The organism is Pseudomonas sp. NPDC086251, assembly GCF_044746405.1.
GTDB lineage: Bacteria > Pseudomonadota > Gammaproteobacteria > Pseudomonadales > Pseudomonadaceae > Aquipseudomonas.
In genome coordinates, this window is the sequence record NZ_JBIVBY010000041.1 from 17052 (window position 1) to 37802 (window position 20751).

At 62.4% G+C, this 20751-nt stretch carries 15 protein-coding genes; 11 read left to right on the forward strand and 4 right to left on the reverse strand.

Translation table 11 applies throughout. The features are described 5' to 3' along the window. The first annotated feature begins 4 nt into the window (after positions 1 to 4). Positions 5 to 580, forward strand: a complete 576-nt coding sequence (locus ACIPL2_RS30950) for a flavodoxin family protein (RefSeq protein ID WP_401363419.1) — start codon at positions 5 to 7, stop codon at positions 578 to 580. Between the two features lie 31 nt (positions 581 to 611). Further along, positions 612 to 1436 (forward strand): alpha/beta fold hydrolase, encoded by an 825-nt coding sequence (locus ACIPL2_RS30955; protein ID WP_401363422.1) that lies wholly within the window; start codon positions 612 to 614, stop codon positions 1434 to 1436. 258 nt (positions 1437 to 1694) lie between these two features. Here ACIPL2_RS30955 and ACIPL2_RS30960 read toward each other — a convergent pair whose 3' ends face one another. Continuing rightward, a complete protein-coding gene (locus tag ACIPL2_RS30960; RefSeq protein ID WP_401363425.1) occupies positions 1695 to 2135 on the reverse strand; it encodes a helix-turn-helix domain-containing protein in 441 nt (146 codons plus the stop codon). A gap of 159 nt (positions 2136 to 2294) precedes the next feature. Here ACIPL2_RS30960 and ACIPL2_RS30965 point away from each other — a divergent pair, with 159 nt between their 5' ends. The 6 genes from ACIPL2_RS30965 (at position 2295) to ACIPL2_RS30990 (ending at position 8983) form a co-directional block, all read left to right on the forward strand. Beyond that, complete coding sequence (locus ACIPL2_RS30965; RefSeq protein ID WP_401363428.1) at positions 2295 to 3218, forward strand: LysR substrate-binding domain-containing protein; 924 nt, start codon at positions 2295 to 2297, stop codon at positions 3216 to 3218. 1121 nt (positions 3219 to 4339) lie between these two features. After that, complete coding sequence (locus ACIPL2_RS30970; RefSeq protein WP_401363431.1) at positions 4340 to 4756, forward strand: DoxX family protein; 417 nt, start codon at positions 4340 to 4342, stop codon at positions 4754 to 4756. Continuing rightward, the gene (locus ACIPL2_RS30975; protein ID WP_401363434.1) at positions 4749 to 5360 is read left to right on the forward strand and encodes an antibiotic biosynthesis monooxygenase; all 612 of its coding nucleotides are present in this window, start codon (positions 4749 to 4751) and stop codon (positions 5358 to 5360) included. The genes ACIPL2_RS30970 and ACIPL2_RS30975 overlap by 8 nt, the downstream gene beginning before the upstream one ends. Next, positions 5357 to 7195, forward strand: coding sequence for an amidohydrolase (locus ACIPL2_RS30980; RefSeq protein ID WP_401363437.1), 1839 nt, complete (start codon positions 5357 to 5359; stop codon positions 7193 to 7195). Before ACIPL2_RS30975 ends, ACIPL2_RS30980 begins: the two co-directional genes overlap by 4 nt. Positions 7196 to 7265: 70 nt before the next feature. Continuing rightward, positions 7266 to 7892: an isochorismate family cysteine hydrolase YcaC gene (ycaC, locus tag ACIPL2_RS30985; RefSeq protein WP_008032694.1), complete on the forward strand. Its 627-nt coding sequence runs from the start codon at positions 7266 to 7268 to the stop codon at positions 7890 to 7892. A 194-nt stretch (positions 7893 to 8086) separates the two neighbouring features. Further along, complete coding sequence (locus ACIPL2_RS30990) at positions 8087 to 8983, forward strand: LysR family transcriptional regulator (RefSeq protein WP_401363440.1); 897 nt, start codon at positions 8087 to 8089, stop codon at positions 8981 to 8983. A 154-nt stretch (positions 8984 to 9137) separates the two neighbouring features. Here ACIPL2_RS30990 and ACIPL2_RS30995 read toward each other — a convergent pair whose 3' ends face one another. The 3 genes from ACIPL2_RS30995 to gspG form a co-directional block, all read right to left on the reverse strand. Continuing rightward, a complete protein-coding gene (locus tag ACIPL2_RS30995; protein WP_401363443.1) occupies positions 9138 to 9815 on the reverse strand; it encodes a hypothetical protein in 678 nt (225 codons plus the stop codon). 160 nt (positions 9816 to 9975) lie between these two features. Beyond that, on the reverse strand, positions 9976 to 11163 hold the full coding sequence (locus tag ACIPL2_RS31000; protein ID WP_401363446.1) for a type II secretion system F family protein: 1188 nt from the start codon (positions 11161 to 11163) through the stop codon (positions 9976 to 9978). A 14-nt stretch (positions 11164 to 11177) separates the two neighbouring features. After that, positions 11178 to 11612 carry a type II secretion system major pseudopilin GspG gene (gene gspG, locus ACIPL2_RS31005; RefSeq protein WP_401363449.1) on the reverse strand — a complete coding sequence of 145 codons (435 nt, stop codon included), beginning with the start codon at positions 11610 to 11612 and terminating at the stop codon, positions 11178 to 11180. 195 nt (positions 11613 to 11807) lie between these two features. On the opposite strand from gspG, the gene ACIPL2_RS31010 reads away from it, so the two are divergent. From ACIPL2_RS31010 to ACIPL2_RS31020, 3 genes are all read left to right on the forward strand, one after another. After that, complete coding sequence (locus ACIPL2_RS31010; protein ID WP_401363451.1) at positions 11808 to 12416, forward strand: lytic transglycosylase domain-containing protein; 609 nt, start codon at positions 11808 to 11810, stop codon at positions 12414 to 12416. Between the two features lie 391 nt (positions 12417 to 12807). Next, complete coding sequence (gene mnxG, locus ACIPL2_RS31015; RefSeq protein WP_401363454.1) at positions 12808 to 18639, forward strand: manganese-oxidizing multicopper oxidase MnxG; 5832 nt, start codon at positions 12808 to 12810, stop codon at positions 18637 to 18639. Between the two features lie 154 nt (positions 18640 to 18793). Then, on the forward strand, positions 18794 to 20746 hold the full coding sequence (locus ACIPL2_RS31020) for a YncE family protein (RefSeq protein ID WP_401363457.1): 1953 nt from the start codon (positions 18794 to 18796) through the stop codon (positions 20744 to 20746). Positions 20747 to 20751: the final 5 nt, after the last annotated feature.

A 20751-nucleotide genomic window follows, 5' to 3' on the forward strand; every position in this document is an offset into this window, starting at 1 on the left:
CGGAATGAGCAACGTGGTGGTGGTTTATCACAGTGGCTACGGGCACACCCGAGTCATGGCGCACGCCGTGGCCCAGGGCGTGGAACGGCACCTGGGCAGCACCTGCCAGTTGATTCCGGTCGAGGATGTGGATCGACACTGGGACTGTTTGCACCGCGCCGACGCCATCATCTTCGGCGCCCCAACCTACATGGGCAGCGCCTCGGCGCCCTTCAAGGGGTTCATGGATGCCACCGCCGCGTTCTACCTGGCCCAGCCGTGGCGCGACAAGCTCGCCGCCGGCTTCACCAACTCCGGCTGCCTGTGCGGCGACAAACTCAACACCCTGTTGCAGATGGCGGTGTTCGCCGCGCAACACTCAATGATCTGGGTCGGCCTCGACCTGCTGCCGGCGCGCAGCAGCATCGGTGTGTTCGATGGCCAGCTGAATCGCCTCGGCAGCTCGCTGGGCGCCATGGCCCAATCGAATGTCGAACAGTCCCCCGACCTTGCCCCACCTCCTGAAGATCGCCACACCGCCGCCCACCTGGGAGAGCGGGTGGCGCGCCTGGCCGAACGCATGAGCCACCCACCGGTTTGATTCACCCACCCACTCGCCAAGGAAACATCGCATGAGTACGTTCACCACCCGAGACGGCACCGAGATTTACTACAAGGACTGGGGCACCGGTCAGCCCATCGTCTTCAGCCACGGCTGGCCGCTGAATGCCGACAGCTGGGAATCGCAAATGATTTTCCTCGCGTCCCAAGGCTACCGGATCATCGCCCACGACCGCCGCGGCCATGGCCGCTCCAGCCAGCCATGGTTCGGCAATGACATGGACACGTACGCCGATGACCTGGCGCAGTTGATCGAATTGCTGGATCTGAAAGATGCCGTACTGTTCGGCTTCTCCACCGGCGGCGGTGAAGTGGCGCGTTACATCGGTCGCCACGGCACCGGCCGCGTGGCCAAGACCGGGCTGATTTCTTCGGTGCCGCCGCTGATGCTCAAGACCGACGCCAATCCCGGTGGCCTGCCGATCGAAGTGTTCGACGGCATTCGCCAAGCGTCCCTGGCCGACCGTTCGCAGCTGTACATCGACCTCGCCAGCGGTCCATTCTTCGGCTTCAACAAACCTGACGCCAAGCCTTCCCAAGGCATGATCGACGCGTTCTGGCTGCAAGGCATGACGTCCGGCCACAAGAACGCCTATGACTGCATCAAGGCGTTTTCCGAAACCGATTTCACCGAAGACCTGAAAAAATTCGACGTGCCGACTTTGGTGGTGCATGGCGATGCGGATCAGGTGGTGCCGATAGAAGCGGCGGGCATTGCGTCGGCAAACCTGGTCAAGGGGTCAACGCTGAAGGTTTACCCCGGCGCGCCCCATGGTTTGACCGATACCCACAAGGACCAGCTCAACGCTGATCTGCTGGCATTCCTCAAGGGTTAATGTGCCCCGGCGCAGCCTGCATCCGACTCTGTAGGAGCTGTCGAGCCTGCGAGGCTGCGCTCGGCTCTGTAGGAGCTGTCGAGCTGTGCGAGGCTGCGATCGGCTGCGAAGCAGTCGTAAACCCTGCATGCACGTTTCTACTGACACACCGCAGTGTCTGATTTCACGACTGCTTCGCAGCCGATCGCAGCCTCGCACAGCTCGACAGCTCCTACAGGGCCGGATGCAGTGCTGCTACGGGGTGTGCGGCGTCGGGATTTATGAGGCGTGGAGTTGAGCGGTGAAGGTGGGGCGGTGGGGCTGGGAACGCGCCGCGCGGCAACGCCAGGCGAATGGGTTGATGCCTTCGCTGCGGGTGAAGATGTGGCAGAAATGCGCCTGATCGCAAAAGCCGCATTCGAGGCTGATTTGCGTGAGGCTGAGGTCGGTGTCCCGGATCAGTTGCTTGGCCCGGGCGATGCGCTGCTGACGAATCCAGTCCTGGGGCGACAGCCCGGTGCTGCACTTGAACGCGCGGGAAAAGTGACTGCGTGAGAGGGCGCAGGCGCGTGCCAGTTCGGTCACTTCCACGGTTTCGCCGAGCCGGTCGAGGATCAGTTGCTTGGCCAGGTGTTCGCGCCACGGGGTCAGGCCGCCGGTGGTTTTCTTGCGCGTTTCAGTGACGGTTGTTCGGGCGGAATTTTGCTGAAAGTGAGCCATGGCAAATGTCCGTGTCGGTGGGATTCAATTCTTGGGCGCAGGGGCTCTGGCAGGCGAGTTAAACGTTGTTAATTCCTCGTTCGTGGTGGGCAGTCTTGAGTAAAGTCAGACACAATTGTCATCCTCGCGCCTGGCTGAATACACAAGGGAACCGTGCCTATGAACCGTAACGATTTGCGCCGTGTCGACATGAACCTGTTGGTGATTTTCGAGGCGTTGATGTTCGAAAAGAATCTGACCCGTGTCGCTGAAAAACTCTTCATGGGCCAGCCGGCGGTGAGTGCGGCGCTGGGACGACTGCGCGATCTGTTTGACGATCCGTTGCTGTTGCGCAACGGTCGCGGGATGGAGCCGACGGGGCGGGCGTTGGCGATTCTCAAGGAGCTGCAGCCGGCGATGGACACGATCTCGGGTGCGGTCAGTCGGGCCAAGGAGTTTGATCCGGCGACCAGTTGCGATGTGTTTCGCATTGGTCTTTCGGACGATGCCGAGTTCGGTTTGTTTCCGCCGTTGTTGACGCAATTGCGGGAGGAGGCGCCGGGGATCATCGTGGTGGTGCGTCGGGCGAATTATCTGTTGATGCCGGCGTTGCTGGCGTCCGGGGAGATTTCGGTGGGGGTGAGTTACACCACGGATTTGCCGGCGAATGCCAAGCGCAAGAAGCTGCGGGACATTCCGTGCAAGGTGCTGCGCGGCGATAAGCGGCCGGGGACGCTGACGCTGGATGAGTATTGTGCGCGGCCGCATGCGATGGTTTCGTTTTCGGGGGATTTGAGCGGCAACATTGACCTTGATCTGGCCAAGATCGGGCGCTGTCGGCGGGTGGTGTTGGGGGTTCCGCAGTTCAGTGGGTTGCGGGCGTTGCTGGCCGGGACTGAGATGATTGCGACGGTGCCGGATTATGCGGCGTGTGCGTTGGTTGAGGGGTGTGCGTTGCGGGCGGAGGATCCGCCGTTTCCGATTGAGGCGGCGCAGTTGTCGATGGCCTGGAGTGGGGTGCATGACAATGATCCGGCGGAGCGGTGGTTGCGGGGGCGCATTGGTCAGTTTATGTCGGAGCCGCTGAACATCCCGGCCCTGTAGGAGCTGGGCTGCCAGCGATGGCGGCCTGATAGCCGACCAAGCTCTCGCAGATGTACACCGTCCAATGTGGGAGCTGGCCTGCCAGCGATGGCGGCCTGATAGCCGACCATGTTCTTTCAGGGGTACATATCCATTGCTGCGGTAACGGCGGCTTAGGGTTTCGCCCTTACGGCGACTCACTTTTTTGACAAACGCCTCAAAAAAGTAAGCAAAAAAACGCTCGCCCCGGCGTCCGGCCCCTCGCTTAGGCTCGGCGTTCCTTCGCTCCGGTATTCATCCGGGGACACTGCCCTCCGGTCTGCTTCGCGACGACCTACATGCAGCGTGTTCGACTGCGTCGAACGGCGCTGCGCGCCACTCCCCGGATGAACACCTCCACTCAGCCTGCCGAAGGGGCGGGCAGATCAAAAGCAAGATCAAGAGCTGAAGGCGAGCTAACGCTCGGCCTGATGAGTGGTGGGGAGCGAAGCGGTACGTCGCTTGGCTTTTCGGCTTTTCGGCTTTCTCGCTTCTTTGTAGGAGCTGAGCTTGCTCGCGAAGGCGCCCGGCTAGTCAACCAATCTCCTGCTGATGTCCCGCGATCAAACTGTGGGAGCGGGCTTGCCCGCGAAGGCGCCCGGCCAGCCAACCAATCTCCTGCGGATGTCCCGCAATCAAACTTTGGGAGCGGGCTTGCTCGCGAAGGCGCCCGGCCAGTCAACCAATCTCCTGCTGATGTCCCGCGATCAAACTGTGTGAGCGAGCCTGCTCGCGAAGGCGCCCGGCCAGTCAACCAATCTCCTGCTGATGTCCCGCAATCAAACTGTGGGAGCGAGCCTGCTCGCGAAGGCGCCCGGCCAACCAACCAATCTCCTGCTGATGTCCCGCAATCAAACTGTGGGAGCGGGCTTGCTCGCGAAGGCGCCCGGCCAGTCAACCAATCTCCTGCTGATGTCCCGCAATCAAACTGTGGGAGTGAGCCTGCTCGCGATTGCGGTAGTTCATTCAGCAGAGATGTTGGCTGACACTCCGCCTTCGCAAAAAGAGCACGTACATCCAATTTTCCCCGCTCCCGCCCCGGCACTATCGAATCGGTCCCGGCGAAGCCTTGCCGGTGGTTTTTCTTTTGTACAGGTCAGGCCATGAACACTTCGCGATGGAATGAACGGGCCCAGGACTTCGGGCTGTTGTTTCTGCGGGTCAGCGGTGGGTTGTTTTTGTTGTGGGTGCACGGTTTGCCGAAGCTGCTTAACTACAGCGCGGAACTGCAACGCATCGAAGACCCTTTTCACCTGGGGGCGAACCTCACGTTGATGCTGGCGATTTTCGCCGAAGTGCTGTGCCCGTTGCTGATTATCGCCGGGGCGCTGGTGCGTTTGGCGTGCTTGCCCATTCTGTTTCTGCTACTGGTGGCGCTGGTGATTGTGCATCCGCAATGGAGCATCGATGAAGGGCAGTTCGGCTGGCTGCTGTTGATTCTGTTCACCAGCCTTTTCATTGCCGGGCCGGGACGGCTGGCGATCAATCACCGATTTGCCGGAGCCTTTCGTTATGCCTGAATCCAACGCAATCGACACACCCGCACGGGGTTTCGAGGAAGTCGTGACCCTGGTGATCAAACACCGGGTGAAGGCCGGTTTTGAAGTGCCTTATGCGGCCTGGTTGCGCAACATTGTCAGTGTCGCCGGGCAGCAGGAAGGACACTTGGGCGTGGACGTGATGCGGGGCAAGAACGCCGGTCTCGACATGTACACCTGCGTGCTGCGCTTTTGCTCCACCGACGCCATGCAGCGTTGGCTCGACTCGCCGCAACGGCTGGCGCTGGTCAACGAAGCGACGCCGATGCTCGCGGACGGCGACCAGACCGAGGTCAATCCGGTCAATGAGTTCTGGTTCGCCCCGCAGGCTGACGCTGCCACGCCACCGCCGCGTTGGAAGCAGGCCGTGGTGACGTTGCTGGTGATTCTGCCGCACACCTTGCTGGTGCCGCTGATCTGGGGGCCGGTGCTGCGGCTCAACGCGGTGCTCTCCAATTATGTGGTCGCCACGTTCCTGATCACGCTGACCATCGTGGTCTCGGTGGTGTACCTGTTCATGCCCATGGCGACCCGATTGTTCGCGCCCTGGCTGTCCCATTCCACTCCCTCCAAGGAAACGCGATGAACGCCGATCTGATTTTGTTCAATGGCCAATTTCATACCGTCGACCGGGAAAACCCGCGTGCCAGTGCCGTGGCCATCCGCGACGGCCGCTTCGTCGCGGTCGGCACCGATGCCGAGGCCATGGCCCTGCGCGGTTCGGGCACTCAGGTGATTGACCTGAAGGGCCGCTGCGTGATTCCCGGCCTCAACGACTCGCACTTGCACCTGATCCGTGGCGGCCTGAACTACAACCTGGAACTGCGTTGGGAAGGCGTGCCGTCGCTGGCCGATGCCTTGCGCATGCTCAAGGATCAGGCCGACCGCACGCCGACGCCACAATGGGTGCGCGTGGTGGGTGGCTGGAACGAATTCCAGTTCGCTGAAAAGCGCATGCCGACCCTGGAAGAACTCAATCAGGCCGCACCCGACACCCCGGTGTTCGTCCTGCATTTGTATGACCGCGCCTTGCTCAACCGCGCCGCGTTGCGCGTTGCCGGCTACACCCGCAACACGCCGAACCCGCCGGGGGGCGAGATTGTGCGCGATGCCAATGGTGACCCGACCGGCATGCTGGTCGCGCGGCCCAACGCGATGATTCTGTACTCGACGCTGGCCAAGGGGCCGAAGTTGCCGCTGGAGTATCAGGTCAACTCGACCCGTCAGTTCATGCGTGAGCTCAACCGTCTCGGCCTCACCAGCGCGATCGATGCCGGCGGTGGATTCCAGAATTACCCGGACGATTACCAGGTGATCGAGCAGTTGGCCAAAGACCAGCAACTGACCATTCGCATCGCCTACAACCTGTTCACCCAGAAGCCCAAGGAAGAGCTGACTGACTTCAAGAACTGGACCAGCAGCGTCACCCTGCACCAGGGCGACGACTACCTGCGGCACAACGGTGCCGGGGAAATGCTGGTGTTCTCGGCGGCGGATTTCGAAGACTTCCTCGAGCCACGCCCCGACCTGCCGCAAACCATGGAGGACGAACTGGAACCGGTGGTGCGCCACCTCGTCGAGCAGCGCTGGCCGTTCCGTTTGCACGCGACGTACAACGAATCCATCAGCCGCATGCTCGACGTGTTCGAGAAGGTCAATCGCGATATTCCGTTCAATGGCCTGCCGTGGTTTTTCGACCATGCGGAAACCATTACCCCACAGAACATCGAGCGGGTGAGGGCGCTCGGTGGCGGCATTGCGATTCAGGATCGCATGGCGTTCCAGGGTGAATATTTCGTCGAGCGTTATGGCGCCAAAGCGGCCGAAGCGACGCCGCCGATCAAACGCATGCTCGCCGAAGGTGTACCGGTGGGCGCCGGCACCGACGCGACTCGGGTGTCTAGCTACAATCCATGGACCTCGTTGTACTGGATGGTCAGTGGTCGCACCGTCGGTGGCCTGGAACTGCACGCCGAGGGCCTGTCACGTCAAACCGCGCTGGAGTTGTTCACCCATGGCAGCGCCTGGTTTTCTTCCGAGCAGGGCAAGAAGGGCATGATCAAGGTCGGCCAGCTGGCGGACGTCGCGGCCCTGAGTGCGGACTTTTTCAGCGTCGATGAAGAAGCGATCAAGTGGATCGAGTCGGTGTTGACCGTGGTCGGCGGCAAGGTGGTGTACGCCGCCGGCGACTTCGAAAAGCTCGGCCCGGCCAGCGTGCCAGTGCTTCCGGACTGGTCGCCGGTGGTGAAAGTCCCGGGGCATTGGCGCCCGACTTCACCGATGCAGGCGCAGGTTCACCATTGCAGTGGACCGTGCGGCGTGCATGCCCACAGCCATGATCGGGCGCGCTTGTCGAACGCGCCGGTCAGCGATTTCGCCGGGTTCTGGGGCGCCTTCGGTTGCTCGTGCTTTGCCTTCTGACGATTACTAAAAAAGCGCCGGTCCAGTGTGCCGGCGCCTTAAGCGACATCCATCCATCGAGGAGTTTCACATGAGCAACGTTCCGTACAAACGCCTGAACAAAGATGACGCCGTTGTGCTGCTGGTCGACCACCAGACCGGCCTGATCTCACTGGTGCAGGACTTCTCGCCCAACGAATTCAAGAACAACGTGCTGGCCCTGGGCGACGTGGCCAAGTTCTTCAAGCTGCCGACCATCCTTACCACCAGCTTCGAAAACGGCCCGAACGGCCCGATGGTGCCAGAGCTCAAAGAGCAGTTCCCGGACGCGCCATACATCCCGCGTCCAGGCCAGATCAACGCCTGGGACAACGAAGATTTCGTCAAAGCGGTTAAAGCCACGGGCCGTAAGCAACTGATCATCGCGGGTGTGGTGACCGACGTGTGCGTGACCTTCCCGACACTGTCGGCGTTGGCGGAAGGTTTTGAAGTGTTCGTGGTGACCGATGCGTCGGGTACTTTCAACGAAACCGTGCAGCAGGCAGCCTGGGCACGCATGGCGGCAGCCGGCGCACAACTGGTGAACTGGTTCTCGGTGGCGTGTGAGCTGCAAGGCGACTGGCGCAACGACATGGAAGGCCTGGCGAACCTGCTGTCGCCGCGCATTCCCAACTACCGCAACCTGATGAACAGCTATTCGGTGCTCACCTCCAAGTAAAAACACTGATCCCTGTAGGAGCGAGCTTGCTCGCGATGGACCTGAAGGCGACGCGTTTATCCAGCCAACACGCGTTATCGTTAACGTCCATCGCGAGCAAGCTCGCTCCTACAGGCGCGCTGATATCCGTTAATAGGGTGTCGGGAAGGGAGAAAGCGGCTATAAAGGCTCTGACTGTCAGTCAGGGCGTGACAATGAATCCGTTCGAAGATATGCGCATGTTTTGCCAGGTCATGGACTCTGGCAGCTTCACCGCAGCGGCCGATCAACTGGGTCTGTCCAAGCAATTCGTCAGCCGACGGCTGATGCAGCTGGAAGAGCGCCTGGGCGTGCGGCTGCTCAATCGCTCGACCCGGCGCCTGGACGTGACGCCGCTGGGGCAGAGTTATTACGAGTCGGCCTTGCGCCTGCTCAGTGAAGTCGAGCAAGTGGAGCAGGGCATCGCCGGCCAGACCACCGAACCGCGCGGGACCGTTCGTGTGAGCGCGCCGTTGTCGTTTGCGCTGGCGCATCTGGGGCTTCTGTTGCCGGTGTTCTTGCAGCGTTATCGCGATGTCACAGTGGAAGTGGATTTGAGCGATCGCCCGGTGGACTTGCTCGGCGAGGGCTACGACCTGGCGTTGCGCATTGGCATTCTGGAAGACTCGACACTGATTGCGCGCCGCATCGCCTCCATTCAGCGGGTGTACTGCGCGAGTCCGGCTTACCTGGCTGAACGCGGTACGCCGCTCAAACCCGAAGATTTGCACGCGCATGACTGCCTGCCTTATGGCCACGGGCGGCAAGTGCAATGGCGTTTCGAAGGATCGGGCAAGCCGTTGACGGTTAACGTCACCGGGCGGATGCGAGTCAACAACGGGGAGTTGCTCAGGGACGCGGCCATTGCCGGGATGGGGATTACTTACTTGCCGACGTTCATTGTCGGTGCGGCGTTGAAGGACGGGCGGCTGGTGCCGGTGCTGGATGAGTTTCGGCCTGAGCCACTGACGCTATCGGCGGTGTATCCGCAGCACCGTCAGCGTTCGCGACCGGTGCAGGCGTTGATCGAGTTTTTGCGCGAGCGGCTGGATCAGACGGAGGACGTTTTGTAGATCGGCTGCCTGTGACATCCACGCGATTTAATGTGGGAGCGGGCTTGCTCGCGAAGGCAGTGGGTCAGTCGACATTGATGTCATCTGACACTCCGCTTTCGCGAGCAAGCCCGCTCCCACAGGGTTTTGTGGGTTGATTGACCATCAGCGGTTGTCAGGTCCGTTTGTCGTCGCCAGGCTCGCCACCGACATGCACGCCGTGGTCGTCGCCGATTTCGCCGGCGCGATGCACGCCGTGGTCATCGCCGATTTCGCCGGCGCGATGTACGCCGTGGTCGTCACCGATTTCGCCGGCGCGATGCACGCCGTGGTCGTCGCCGATTTCACCGGCGTGATGAACGCCGCGATTGTGGCCGACTTCGCCTGCTTGATGGACCCCGTGATCGTCACCCGGTTCGGCGTGGGTGCCACTGCGCCCGGAGGATGAAGCGGTGTTGCCGGAATGCCCCGAACCATGGTCGCTGCCACTGTGACCGCTGCCGGCGTTGCCGCCATTGCCACTGTTGCCGCCACTGCCGCTTCCACCGTGACCACTGCCGCTGCTGCCGCCGCCGTTTCCACCGTGACCGCCACCATTGCCGCCGCCACCGTTTCCACCGCCGCCGCCGCCGCCGCCGCCACCACCGCCAGAACCGCCTCCGCCACCGCCATTGCCGCCACCACCGCCTCCACCACCGGAGCCGCCCCCGCCGCCGCCACCAGAACCTCCGCCACCCCCACCATCCTTGGCCTGAGCACTCGAAACACCGGACAGGCTGTCCGGTATCAATACGGTAGACGCCGACAAGACTGCGCCAATAGCGACTGCCAGTAAAAGCTTGTTGATGTGCATGTCGTTCTCCGTCTTCTTATTCAGATTGGAACGTTGATGAACAATGCAACGTGCTGCATTCATAAATTCAGTTGGAACGTTGGTAAACACCGCAACGAACGGATTTATTCGGTTGCAACGAAAATAGGCATTGCATCGTGCAGGGCGACCCTGTTCCGGGTCAGTGAATGCTGGAGGCCAACTCGAAAATCGGGATGTACATCAGGATCACGATGACCCCTATCAGCAGGCCGATGAAGGTCATGAGCAGCGGTTCGAACAGCCGCACGAACCATTCGATCCAGCGGCTGATTTCTTCGTCGTAGAAGTCGGCGCTGCGCTCCATCATCTGTCCGAGGTTGCCGGACTGTTCGCCGGCACGCAGCAAACGCAGGGACACCGGCGTCACCAGGTGATTGAGTTCCAGCGAGGTGGACAGCGATTGACCTTCGCGCACCCGTTCGCAAGCCTGGTCCAGGCGTGCACGGGAGGCGACGGTGAGCAGGCCGCGGACCATGCCCATGGCGGTGACGAGCGGGATGCCGCCTTGCAGCAGAATCCCCAGGGAGCGATAAAAACGCGCGAGTTCGTACATGAAGATGCGTTGATGAACCGCCGGGAGTTTTTCGATCACCCGGTCCACGCCTCGACGAAAGGCCGGTTGCCGCTGGAGGAAGCCGAGGGCGACGATGATGGCCGCAAACGTGCCGAAGAATTCAGCCTGATGCGCGTGCAGAAACATCCCGCTGCTCATCAGGATTTGCGACAACCACGGCAGGTTCGACCCCAGCCCTTCGAACACCAGGCTGAAGCGCGGCACGACGTAGCCCATCAGAAACAACACCACGCCACCGCCCACCACCAGCAACAGCAAGGGGTAGATCGATGCGCTGACGATTTTTTGCCGAACCTCGTCCATGCGCTGGCGATAGCTGACATAGCGGCCCAAGGCATCGCCCACGGCACCGGTTTTCTCGCTGGACTGGACCAGCGCCACGTAGAGCGGCGGGAATACCGCCGACAACTGGGCCAACGCCTGGGAGAACGATTTGCCCTCGTACAGCAGGCGCACCAGTTCGCTCAAGGTTTTACGCGCCTGTGGCGCATTTTCCTTTTCCGCCAGGCTTTCCAGCGCATCGATCAACGGCAGGCCGGCGTTGAGCAGCGTGGTCAGTTCCTGGCTGAACAACACCAGGTTGAAGGTCTCGCGCTTTTGCAGGCGCAATGCTCGCCAGTGCCGCTCGGCGTGCAGGCTGACCACCCGCAGGCCCTGGTCTTCGACGATGCGCCGGGCTTCGCTGTGGCCGGGCGCCTCGACGGTCATCGACACCACACCGGCCTTGCCCACAGCCTTGAGATGAAAGCGCATGGTCGCCACTCCTGTCATTGCCAACTGGTGACTTCGGCGTTCTCGCCTTCGCCGCCGGGTTGGCCGTCCTTGCCCATGGACAGCAGGTCGTACTCGCCGTTTTCGCCGGGGTAGCGATAGGTGTAGTTACGGCCCCACGGATCCTGCGGCAGTTTCTTCTGCAGGTAAGGGCCGGTCCATTTGGTTTCATCGCTGGGCGCGGTGACCAGCGCCTGCAAGCCCTGTTCGGTCGACGGGTAATGGCCGACCTCCAGACGGTACAAATCCAGCGCCTTGCCCAGGCCTTCGATTTGCGCCTTGGCCACCTTCACTTCGGAGCGGCCCAGTTGGGCGAAATACTTCGGCGCGACGATGCCGGCCAACAGCCCCAGCACCACCAGCACCACCAACAGTTCGAGCAGGGTGAACCCGCTTTGGGTACGCGGGGCACGATTCACACGCTGATTCATGATGACCTCACAGAGTCGGCAGAAGGGTCGCAATAAAGGCCTATGCAATTGCCATGCTCACCCCCGGACATCCTTCTGCAACCCCTGAAATACAGGCCTTCGGGCTTTCGGCACAGTGCTTGCGTATGGCTGGTTTACTACCGGCCATTGGGGCAATACCCCCATTTTTCGGGGCCGGTCAGGGGAGGCAAAAAAATGAAAACACTCACCACAGGACTGCTCGGCTGGCTGCTGCTGACCGGCGTCGCTCAGGCCGATGTGTTCGTTTCCGTGGACACCAAGGGCAGCTACGTTTTGTCCAATGTCCACCGTCCCGGCCGCACGTATGAACGGGTGATTCATGAGCCCGAAAAGGCGCTGGTCAGCCTCGATCAGCAACCGCAGATGATCGCCGCGCAACCCTATGCCGAGCTGGTTTCGGCGGCGGCCACGGCCAATCACTTACCGGCGGCGCTGTTGCATGCGGTGATCCAGGCCGAGTCTCGCTACAACTCTGGCGCGACGTCAGCCAAAGGCGCGGGCGGGCTGATGCAATTGATGCCCGACACCGCACGGGAATTGGGGGTGGCCGATGTCTACGACCCCAAGGCCAACATCCAGGGCGGCGCCCGTTATCTCAAGCGCCTGATGACCATGTTCGACAACGACATCAGCCTCGCCGTGGCGGCCTACAACGCCGGGCCGCAAGCGGTGCTCAGCCGTGGCGGGGTGATCCCGCCGTTCGCCGAAACCCAGCGTTATGTGCCCAGTGTCCTGCGCCAATACCGGCGTTTGCAGGGCCTGGCCGTGGACGCGCCACTGTGATTGGGGATTTCCCCACATGTGGGGCAACACGCCAGGACCGCCCCGATCCTGTAGCAGCTGTCGAGCCTGCGAGGCTGCGTTCGGCGGCGCAGCCGTCGTGAAACCTGATGACGCGGTCTACCTGAAACACCGCGCTGGCTGATTCTACGACTGCTGCGCAGCCGAACGCAGCCTCGCAGGCTCGACAGCTGCTACACAGGGAACGGGTTGCTACGGGATAGGCGTTATCGGCGGTCAGGAAAGTGGGGAATAAGTGGGGGAATATCCCCCGAGTTGTTAAGTGATATCTGTAACTAATTGAAAATTAACCGAATTATTTATGGCATGCGGATTGCTCTAGCGGATTTGTCGAGAATTATTCCTGTGAGCACCCACAGCGAGGCCCGTGATCATGACCGGCATACCTTACGCTCCGACCCTTTTACAATTCCTGCTCTTGGTAGCTTCGATGGTTGGCATGGAGCTGGCAGAGGCAGCGGCACGCTGCGAGCGTAATCTGGTGGCTAACGTCGTGGCACTGGACCAGCCGCTGATGTTCAACCGCCTCGGCGCGCAGAACGTCAACGGCATGATGTTCGCCCTGCGCCGCGATGTGGTCGATGACCATAATATGTCCCTGGCCCAGGGCGGTGCGGCGGTGCCGGGCAAAGTCTCGCTGCGGCCCGACAAGCGTCCGCGTCCGCTGGTGCTGCGCGTCGCCGCCGGAGATTGCCTGACCATCAACCTGCAGAACCTGCTGGCGTATCAGGCCAACCCTGGCAGCCACGAAAGTGGGGAAGAGGAAGAAGGTGAGATTGAAGGTGAAGTCGCCGTCGGCAACGAAGACGAGTTCAAGGTCGACGAGCAGGTCACCGACCGCCATGTCGGCTTCCAGGTCAACGGCATGCAGGCGGTCAACAGCATCGACGACATCGCCTCCTATACCGGGCGCAACGCCAATACCTTGATCCCTCCGGGCGCCACCCGTTCCTATACCTTGTACGCCGAGCGCGAAGGGGCGTTTGCCGCCAGCAGCCGTGGCGCGACGTTCGGCGGTGAAGGGGATGCGGGCAACGTCGCCAACGGCCTTTTCGGCGAAGTGGTGGTGGTGCCCAAGGGCGGCCGCACCTATCGCAACACCGTGACCGAAGAGGAAATGCGTCTGGCCAGCGCTGGCCGCACGCCGGCCGGGCAGCCGATCGTCGATTACCAGGCGCGCTACCCGCAGCGCGAGCCGTGGATCCGCGAAGGCAAGGCCGGCACGCCGATCATCAACATGGTCGACGGCAATGAAATCATTTCCAGCGAGAGCGACGCGATCGTGATGGGCAGCAACGCCGATGGCAGCTTCCCGCCGTCGACCTATCCGCTGGAAGCCATCGGCAAACGCAACCCGGCACTGCCAAATCGGCTGGAACCGTTCCGCGATTTCGCCTCGCAATTCCAGGATGAAACCGCCGCGACCCAGGCATTCCCGGCCTACTTTGCAGACCCGGTGATGGCCCACGTGCTGGAGCCGACCCGCGACTCGTTCATGATCAACTACGGCTCCGGCGGCATGGGCGCCGAAGTAGTCGCCAACCGTTTGGGCGTGGGGCCGATGCACGACTGCCTGTCCTGCGCCTATGAAGAATTCTTCCTCAGCTCGCACACCGTCGGCGACGTCGCAATGCTGGTGGACGTGCCGGCCAACGCCGGTCTGGAAGGCATTCTTCCTGGCCAGACACCGAGGGCCGATCAGGTCGGCGTCAAGGCGACCATGGCGCTGTACCCGTCCGAGCCGTCCAACGTCAACCACAGCTACATCGGGGACTTCGTCAAATTCCGCAACACCCACAACGGCCATGAGCAACACATCTTCCACTTGCACGGGCACCAGTGGCTGTTCAACCCCAACGATGACAACTCCGATTATGTCGACGCCCAAGGCATTGGTCCGGGCGCCGGCTACACCTATGAAATCGCCAACGGTGGTTCGGGCAACCGCAACCGCGTCGCCGGCGATGCGATTTATCACTGCCACTTCTACCCGCACTTCGCCCAAGGCATGTGGAGCATGTGGCGGGTGCACGATGTGTTTGAAGAAGGCACCAAACTTGAGGTGTCGCAGCAGGGCGCCGACGGTTATCACCGCGAACCTTATGCGTTGCGCAGCGGTAAACCGGCGGCGGGCGCCCGGGCCTTGCCCGATGGCGAGATCATTGCCGGTACGCCGATTCCTGCGGTCGTGCCGCTGCCGGGCAAAGCCATGGCGCCGATGCCCGGCAAGGTTGCGGTCGTGCCGAAGATCGGCGAAACCCTGGTGGCCGGTGGTGATGACGACGATGACGAGGAGGACGACGACGGCGAACATCATGGCGGCAACGGCGGTGCTCAAGCCATCGGTTCGCTGGCCCTGGTGGATCGCAGCGAAGCCAACCGCAATGCTGACGGCAGCCTGAAAAACCCTGGCTATCCGTTCTGGATCGGCGGCATGGAAAGTTCGGTCGGCCAACGTCCACCAACACCGCCGCTGGACATGCTCGACGCCGCCAAGGCCCAGGCCTTGAAGACCAGCGGCAACGCCTTGTGGGCGAACCTCGACCCGGCTCAGTCCGGTGGCTGGGACGGCGGATTGGGGCGCCACTCCCTGGACGGTTTCTCCGCCGGTGGCCAGGCCAATACTATCACCACGTCCCTGGATTTCTCCAAGGAAGTGACCCGCGCCAAACCGATTTATATGCCGGAAGAGGGCACCGAAGTCGAACAGGCGGCCATGGCGTTCCACGCCAAAAAAGACCACCCAAGCTTCGCCGTGCTGCCGGGTAATCAAGTGGTGGCGCGCAACTTCCGCACCAACGGCGCCTTACCGATTGCTGGGGCGCCGTACTATGAACCGTGCATGGACGACCGGCAAAAACGCCTGACCAGCAGTGCCGGCACCGGCGAATTCAACAGCGGCGAACGGGTCGACGGCATGTCCTTTACCGGTTCCTCGACCTTCACCGCCGACCGTCCACGGATTTACAAAGCCGCGAACATTCAGTTCGATGCGGTCTACAACAAGGTCGGTTATCACTTCCCGCAAGCGCGGATTCTGGCGCTGTGGGAAGACGCCTGGCCAGTGATCAACAAGCAGCGTCCGCCAGAACCGCTGGTGATGCGCATGAACACGTTCGACTGCGTGCAATACCAGCAAACCAACCTGGTGCCGGCCACCTATGAGATGGACGACTATCAGGTGCGCACGCCGACGGACGTGATCGGCCAGCATATTCACCTGCCGAAATGGGACCTGACCGCGGCCGACGGTTCGGCCAACGGCTGGAACTACGAGGACGGCGTGCTTTCCCCCGGCGCGGTGCAAGAGCGCATCCACGCCATTCGCGAGTTCAACCAGTGCCAAGGCACCGATCCGCGTGACGGCACACCGGCCTGTCCGAAGGCCAAGAATCACCCGTTCTTCGGCCAATATGGCCGGGCCGACTGGGTCGGGGCGCGCACGGCCATGCAGCGCTGGTTTGTCGATCCGGTGGTGAACGCCAAAGGTGTCGACCGTGGCCTGGGGACCATTTTTACCCACGACCACCTGGGCCCATCGACTCACCAGCAGATTGGCCTGTACGCCACCGTGCTGGCTGAACCGGCCGGTTCCACCTGGTTCCACGCCGAAACCGGCGAGCCGTTGTACAGCGGCGCGCGGCAGGACGGCGGGCCTACTTCATGGCAAGCGGTGGTCTCTACCGGTGATCTGGACGGTGACGGCAAGAACGACAGCTTCCGTGAGTTCTTCCTCGAATACAGCGACTTCCAGCACGCCTATGAAGCCGGTGTGTACGTGGGCGCTGGCCCGAACGGCGTGCCAAACCCGCAAGCGTTCCCGGCCACCGCTGACAGCTTCCGCTACGCGATCAACCCGCCAGTGCGCAAGGAAGCCGAGACGCTGCTTGAACAGGTGATCGAAGCCCGCGGCGGGCTGACGCCCGGCTGCCCAAGCCGGCCATGCCCGCAAGCCATCTCGGTCGATGACCCTGGCATGTTCGTGGTCAACTACCGCAACGAACCGTTGGCCCTGCGGGTGTACGACCCGAACAAGGTCGGCCCGGACGGCAAGCGCGGCATGCAGGCTGACGGCCTCGGCGGTGACTTGGCGTACGCCATGCAAAGCCGCACCGATCGCGCCATCCCGGCGATGAACCTGGCGCCAAACCTGGTCACTGCAGCGACCGGCCCAACCGGCGGCACCACGCTGTTCCCGCCGCACATCAACAAGGGCGGCGCGGAGCCGGGTGACCCGTTCACCCCAATGCTGCGCACCTACACCGGTGACAATGTGCGGTTGCGGGTGCACGCCGGCGGTCACGAAGAAGAGCACAACGTGACCCTGCACGGCGTGAAGTGGCTGCAAAGCGGTTCCGGTTACGGCAACAGCTCCAACTCTGGCTGGCGCTCGTCGCAGATGATCGGGATCTCCGAACAGATGGGCTTCATTGCGCCGGTCTCGATGCTGTCCAGTTCGGCGGCGACCACGGGTGATTATCTGTACTCGATGGACGCGTCCCTGGAAGGTTACTGGAGCGGAATCTGGGGCGTGATGCGCAACTACACGGCCCAGCGCAGCGACCTGTTCGCGCTGCCGAACAACGCGAAACCGGCCGGTATGCGCAACACGGTGGCGTTTGACGGCAGCTGCCCGCGGATCGGTGCCAACCCGAACGGCATCGGCACCCGTCCGACCGTGCAACGCAACTATGAAGTGGTCGCGGCGCTGGCCAACGACATCCTCGGCAACCCGTTGAGCCTGGCCATCGGCGACCCGGCAGGGCTTGGGCAACACGTCGGCGGGCCGTTGAATGCGGCGGGTGGGACCTTGGTGTACAACTCGCGGCCCGTGAGCATTCCTCAGGTCACGGTGAATGATCCCGAGGATGGAACGACTTTCACCATCGGCGGGCAAAGCGGGCCGCTGCATGACCCGACGGCGATCCTCTATGTGCGCAAGGCTGACCTCGATCCGATCACCGGCAAGCTCAAACCCGGTGTCCCCGTCGAACCGCTGGTGCTGCGTGCAGCGGCCGGTGACTGCATCAACATCACCCTGGAAAACCGGCTGCCCAGCGTCATGCCGGACCTGACCCAGACGGCTTCGGTGATGGGCATGGTCAAGCGTGACCGCAACGGTAGCGAGGGTTCGACCACCTTCAGCAATAACCTGATGCGGCCGTCCAGCCACGTTGGCCTGCACGCGCAACTGCTGGCGTACGACATCACCAAATCCGACGGCACCAACGTCGGCGCCAACCCGATCCAGACCGTACCGCCCCGTGTTGGCAACACCGGCGCGTACCCGACGCGTACCTATCAGTACTACGCCGGGCACCTGGAGCGTGAAGGCAAGCCGATCACGCAACTGGGCCGCAGTGTCGACAACATCAACGCCACGGCGGTGGAGTTCGGCGGGCTGAACTTCACCCCGGCGGACGTCATCAAGCAGGGACAAAAAGGCCTTGGCGGTGCGATGAGCATCCTGCCGATTGGCGCGACCTGGGTTGACGATGCCCGCAAAGTGACGGCAACGGTGACTGCGCCGGGGCAAACCACTTACCGCGACTTCGCGATGGTCTGGCAGAAGGCGTTGAACATGCGCTGGGCCAATGGTCGTCCGGTGGAAGGTATTGCGTCGGAGGCCGGTGTACCGACCGATCCGCAGGACAACTCGAGCATGGCCATCAACTACAAGACCGAGCCGATGTGGTTCCGCTTCGGCCTGCCACCGGACGCGCCATTCGGTCATGCCGATGGTCATGGTTACGGCGACGTGCCTAACGCGCACATGGCGTACAGCAATGCGCTGGTGGGCGGCGATCCGCAGACGCCGGTGTTGTATGTGAAGCCGGGGCAACCGTTCCGCACGCACATCATGTTGCCTACCGGTGGCAGCCGTGGCACGACCTTCCAGCTTGACGGTCACGTCTGGTCGCTCAACCCGTTCCAGTCGGAGAAGAGCGATACCGGTGGGTATCCGATGAGTTCGCCGGGGGTGGGTTCGGTGCGGTTCGGCTACAACCCGATGTCGATGTACATCGGTGCCCACGAAAGCATCCTGCCGGCGGCGCACTTCAGCTTCATGCACCCGAGCGCCGGGGGCAGCAATGCGATACCCGGCGACTACCTGTTCCGTGATTACGCCGCCTACGGCAACACCGCCGGGCTGTGGGGATTGCTGCGGGTGACCAACGAACCTGAACCGGCCCCCGCGCCGTAACCGCCGGAAAGGGGCGACACCGCCCCTGTAGGAGCGAGGCTTGCCCGCGAAGGGTTCACCTCGGTGTTGGAGGTGTGGCCGATGACGCCTTCGCGGGCAAGCCTCGCTCCTACAAGGGGAAAGGCAGACAAGGATCTGTAAGGGGAGATGCGACATGAACAGGACCATCAAAATCGCCGGGTGTGCGCTGGTTGTCGGGTTGGCGCTGATCTGGCTGGGGGTATGGCGCACGACCCCGCCGGACATGCTCAGCGAGATCGCGCTGCCAGACACCTGGACCGGCCAGAAACTGGAGCGCGACGGGGTGTCGGTGGCGCTTGAGGTCAAGCCGCTGGCCGAGGACGGCGTGCTGCGCGAAGGGGGCTTCGCCGACGTGCGTTTTCGGGTCACTGACAGCGCTTCGGGCCAGCCACTGTCCGGTGTCGCACCCGGTGCCTGGCTCGACCCGGAAACCATCGCCGCCGACCAGGCCCAAGGGCGCGAACGCAGCTGCAAATCCCGGGTCGGGGTGTTTCTCAAATCAAGCATCGGCGCGCGGCCGCTGCTCGACCTCAACAGCTACTTCCTGCTGGTGATGAACCGCGATGCCAGCGTCACGGTGGTCGATCCTTCGGTGTCGGTGGGCGGTATCACCAGCACCATGGCGCGGATCGACATCAAGCAACCGCCGATGGACTGGGTCACCCCGAGGGACAACAAACGCGTGTTTGTTTCGATGCCCACGGCCGGGGAAGTGGCGGTGATCGACAGCGAACAGTTCAAGGTGATCGACTCGGTAGCCGCCGGTAGTAACCCGGTGCGCGTGGCCTTGCAACCGGACGAACGTCTGCTGTGGGTCGGCAACAACGCGAAAACCGCCGACGAATCCGGGGTCACGGTCATCGACACTCGCAGCCTGAAAACCCTCAAACACCTGGCCACCGGTGCCGGTCACCACGAAATCGCCTTCAGCAAAGACAGCCGTTACGCTTTCGTCAGCAACCGCGACGACGGCACCCTGAGCATCATCGATATCGCCAGCCTGACCCTCAGCAAACAACTCAAGACCGGCTCGCATCCGTTGTCGGTGGCGTACTCGCCGCTGTCCCAGGCGGTGTACGTGGCTGATGGCAAGGACGGCACAGTGACCGTGGTCGATACCGCCAGCCTCGCCGTGCGCCGGGTGATCAAGATGAAACAAGGCCTGGGCCCGATGGGATTCAGCGCCGACGGTCGTTTCGGCATCGTCCTGAATACCCTGGAGAACCAGGCCTCGGTGATCGACGCCGCCACCGATTCACTGATCCATCAACTGGACGTCTCCGCCGAACCCTACCAAGTGGTGTTCACCAAGGCCTACGCCTACGTGCGCGGCCTGGCCTCGGCCAAGGTGACGATGATCAACCTGTCGTCGCTCGGTGAGGGCCGCACGCCAATCAGCCAGGGTTTCGAGGCCGGGCCACAGGCGCCACGGCTGGCCGGCGATTTGCCGCTGGCATCGAGCCTGGCGGTGTCGCGTGATGACAACGCGGTGTTCGTGGTCAACCCGGTGGACAACACCACCTACTTCTACGCCGAAGGCATGAACGCGCCGATGTCCGGTTACCCCAATCGCGGGCAAGTGGCGCGCGCGGCGATGGTCATCGACCGCAGCCTGCGCGAAGTCGAGCCGGGGCTGTACAGCGCGCGGATCAAGCTGCCGGCCGCCGGGCGTTTCGACGTGGCCTTCCTGCTCAATCAACCGAACATCATCCATTGCTTCACCACGCTGGTGGAACCGGACACCACACGCGTGCAGCACGCTGGAGCACCGAAAGTGGAGTTCCTGCTCGACAGCTCCATCGCCACCCTTGGCAGCCCTTATGTCGTGCGCTTTCGCATCGTCCAGGGCAAACAGAAGACGCAGCGCAGCGGGGTCAAGGACGTGCAGGTGCGCTACTTCCGCGCCCCGACGTCGCGGACCCAGGAAGTCGCCGCGCTGGATGTCGGCAACGGCATCTATGAAGCCCCGGTGACCCTCGACCAGAGCGGTGCCTGGTACCTGCACGTGCGTGCGGCGTCCCTGGGGGCGAGTTTCGACGACCAGACTTTTGCCAGCGTTCGGGTCCTGCCCGGCGACGCCCACTGAAGAGG

What these genes read in the sequence shown, in the direction of transcription:
- ACIPL2_RS30950 (WP_401363419.1), top strand. Translation starts at nt 5, where the DNA reads ATGAGCAACGTGGTGGTGGTTTATCACAGTGGCTACGGGCACACCCGA.
- ACIPL2_RS30955 (WP_401363422.1), top strand. Translation starts at nt 612, where the DNA reads ATGAGTACGTTCACCACCCGAGACGGCACCGAGATTTACTACAAGGAC.
- ACIPL2_RS30960 (WP_401363425.1), bottom strand. Translation starts at nt 2,135, where the DNA reads ATGGCTCACTTTCAGCAAAATTCCGCCCGAACAACCGTCACTGAAACG.
- ACIPL2_RS30965 (WP_401363428.1), top strand. Translation starts at nt 2,295, where the DNA reads ATGAACCGTAACGATTTGCGCCGTGTCGACATGAACCTGTTGGTGATT.
- ACIPL2_RS30970 (WP_401363431.1), top strand. Translation starts at nt 4,340, where the DNA reads ATGAACACTTCGCGATGGAATGAACGGGCCCAGGACTTCGGGCTGTTG.
- ACIPL2_RS30975 (WP_401363434.1), top strand. Translation starts at nt 4,749, where the DNA reads ATGCCTGAATCCAACGCAATCGACACACCCGCACGGGGTTTCGAGGAA.
- ACIPL2_RS30980 (WP_401363437.1), top strand. Translation starts at nt 5,357, where the DNA reads ATGAACGCCGATCTGATTTTGTTCAATGGCCAATTTCATACCGTCGAC.
- ycaC (WP_008032694.1), top strand. Translation starts at nt 7,266, where the DNA reads ATGAGCAACGTTCCGTACAAACGCCTGAACAAAGATGACGCCGTTGTG.
- ACIPL2_RS30990 (WP_401363440.1), top strand. Translation starts at nt 8,087, where the DNA reads ATGAATCCGTTCGAAGATATGCGCATGTTTTGCCAGGTCATGGACTCT.
- ACIPL2_RS30995 (WP_401363443.1), bottom strand. Translation starts at nt 9,815, where the DNA reads ATGCACATCAACAAGCTTTTACTGGCAGTCGCTATTGGCGCAGTCTTG.
- ACIPL2_RS31000 (WP_401363446.1), bottom strand. Translation starts at nt 11,163, where the DNA reads ATGCGCTTTCATCTCAAGGCTGTGGGCAAGGCCGGTGTGGTGTCGATG.
- gspG (WP_401363449.1), bottom strand. Translation starts at nt 11,612, where the DNA reads ATGAATCAGCGTGTGAATCGTGCCCCGCGTACCCAAAGCGGGTTCACC.
- ACIPL2_RS31010 (WP_401363451.1), top strand. Translation starts at nt 11,808, where the DNA reads ATGAAAACACTCACCACAGGACTGCTCGGCTGGCTGCTGCTGACCGGC.
- mnxG (WP_401363454.1), top strand. Translation starts at nt 12,808, where the DNA reads ATGACCGGCATACCTTACGCTCCGACCCTTTTACAATTCCTGCTCTTG.
- ACIPL2_RS31020 (WP_401363457.1), top strand. Translation starts at nt 18,794, where the DNA reads ATGAACAGGACCATCAAAATCGCCGGGTGTGCGCTGGTTGTCGGGTTG.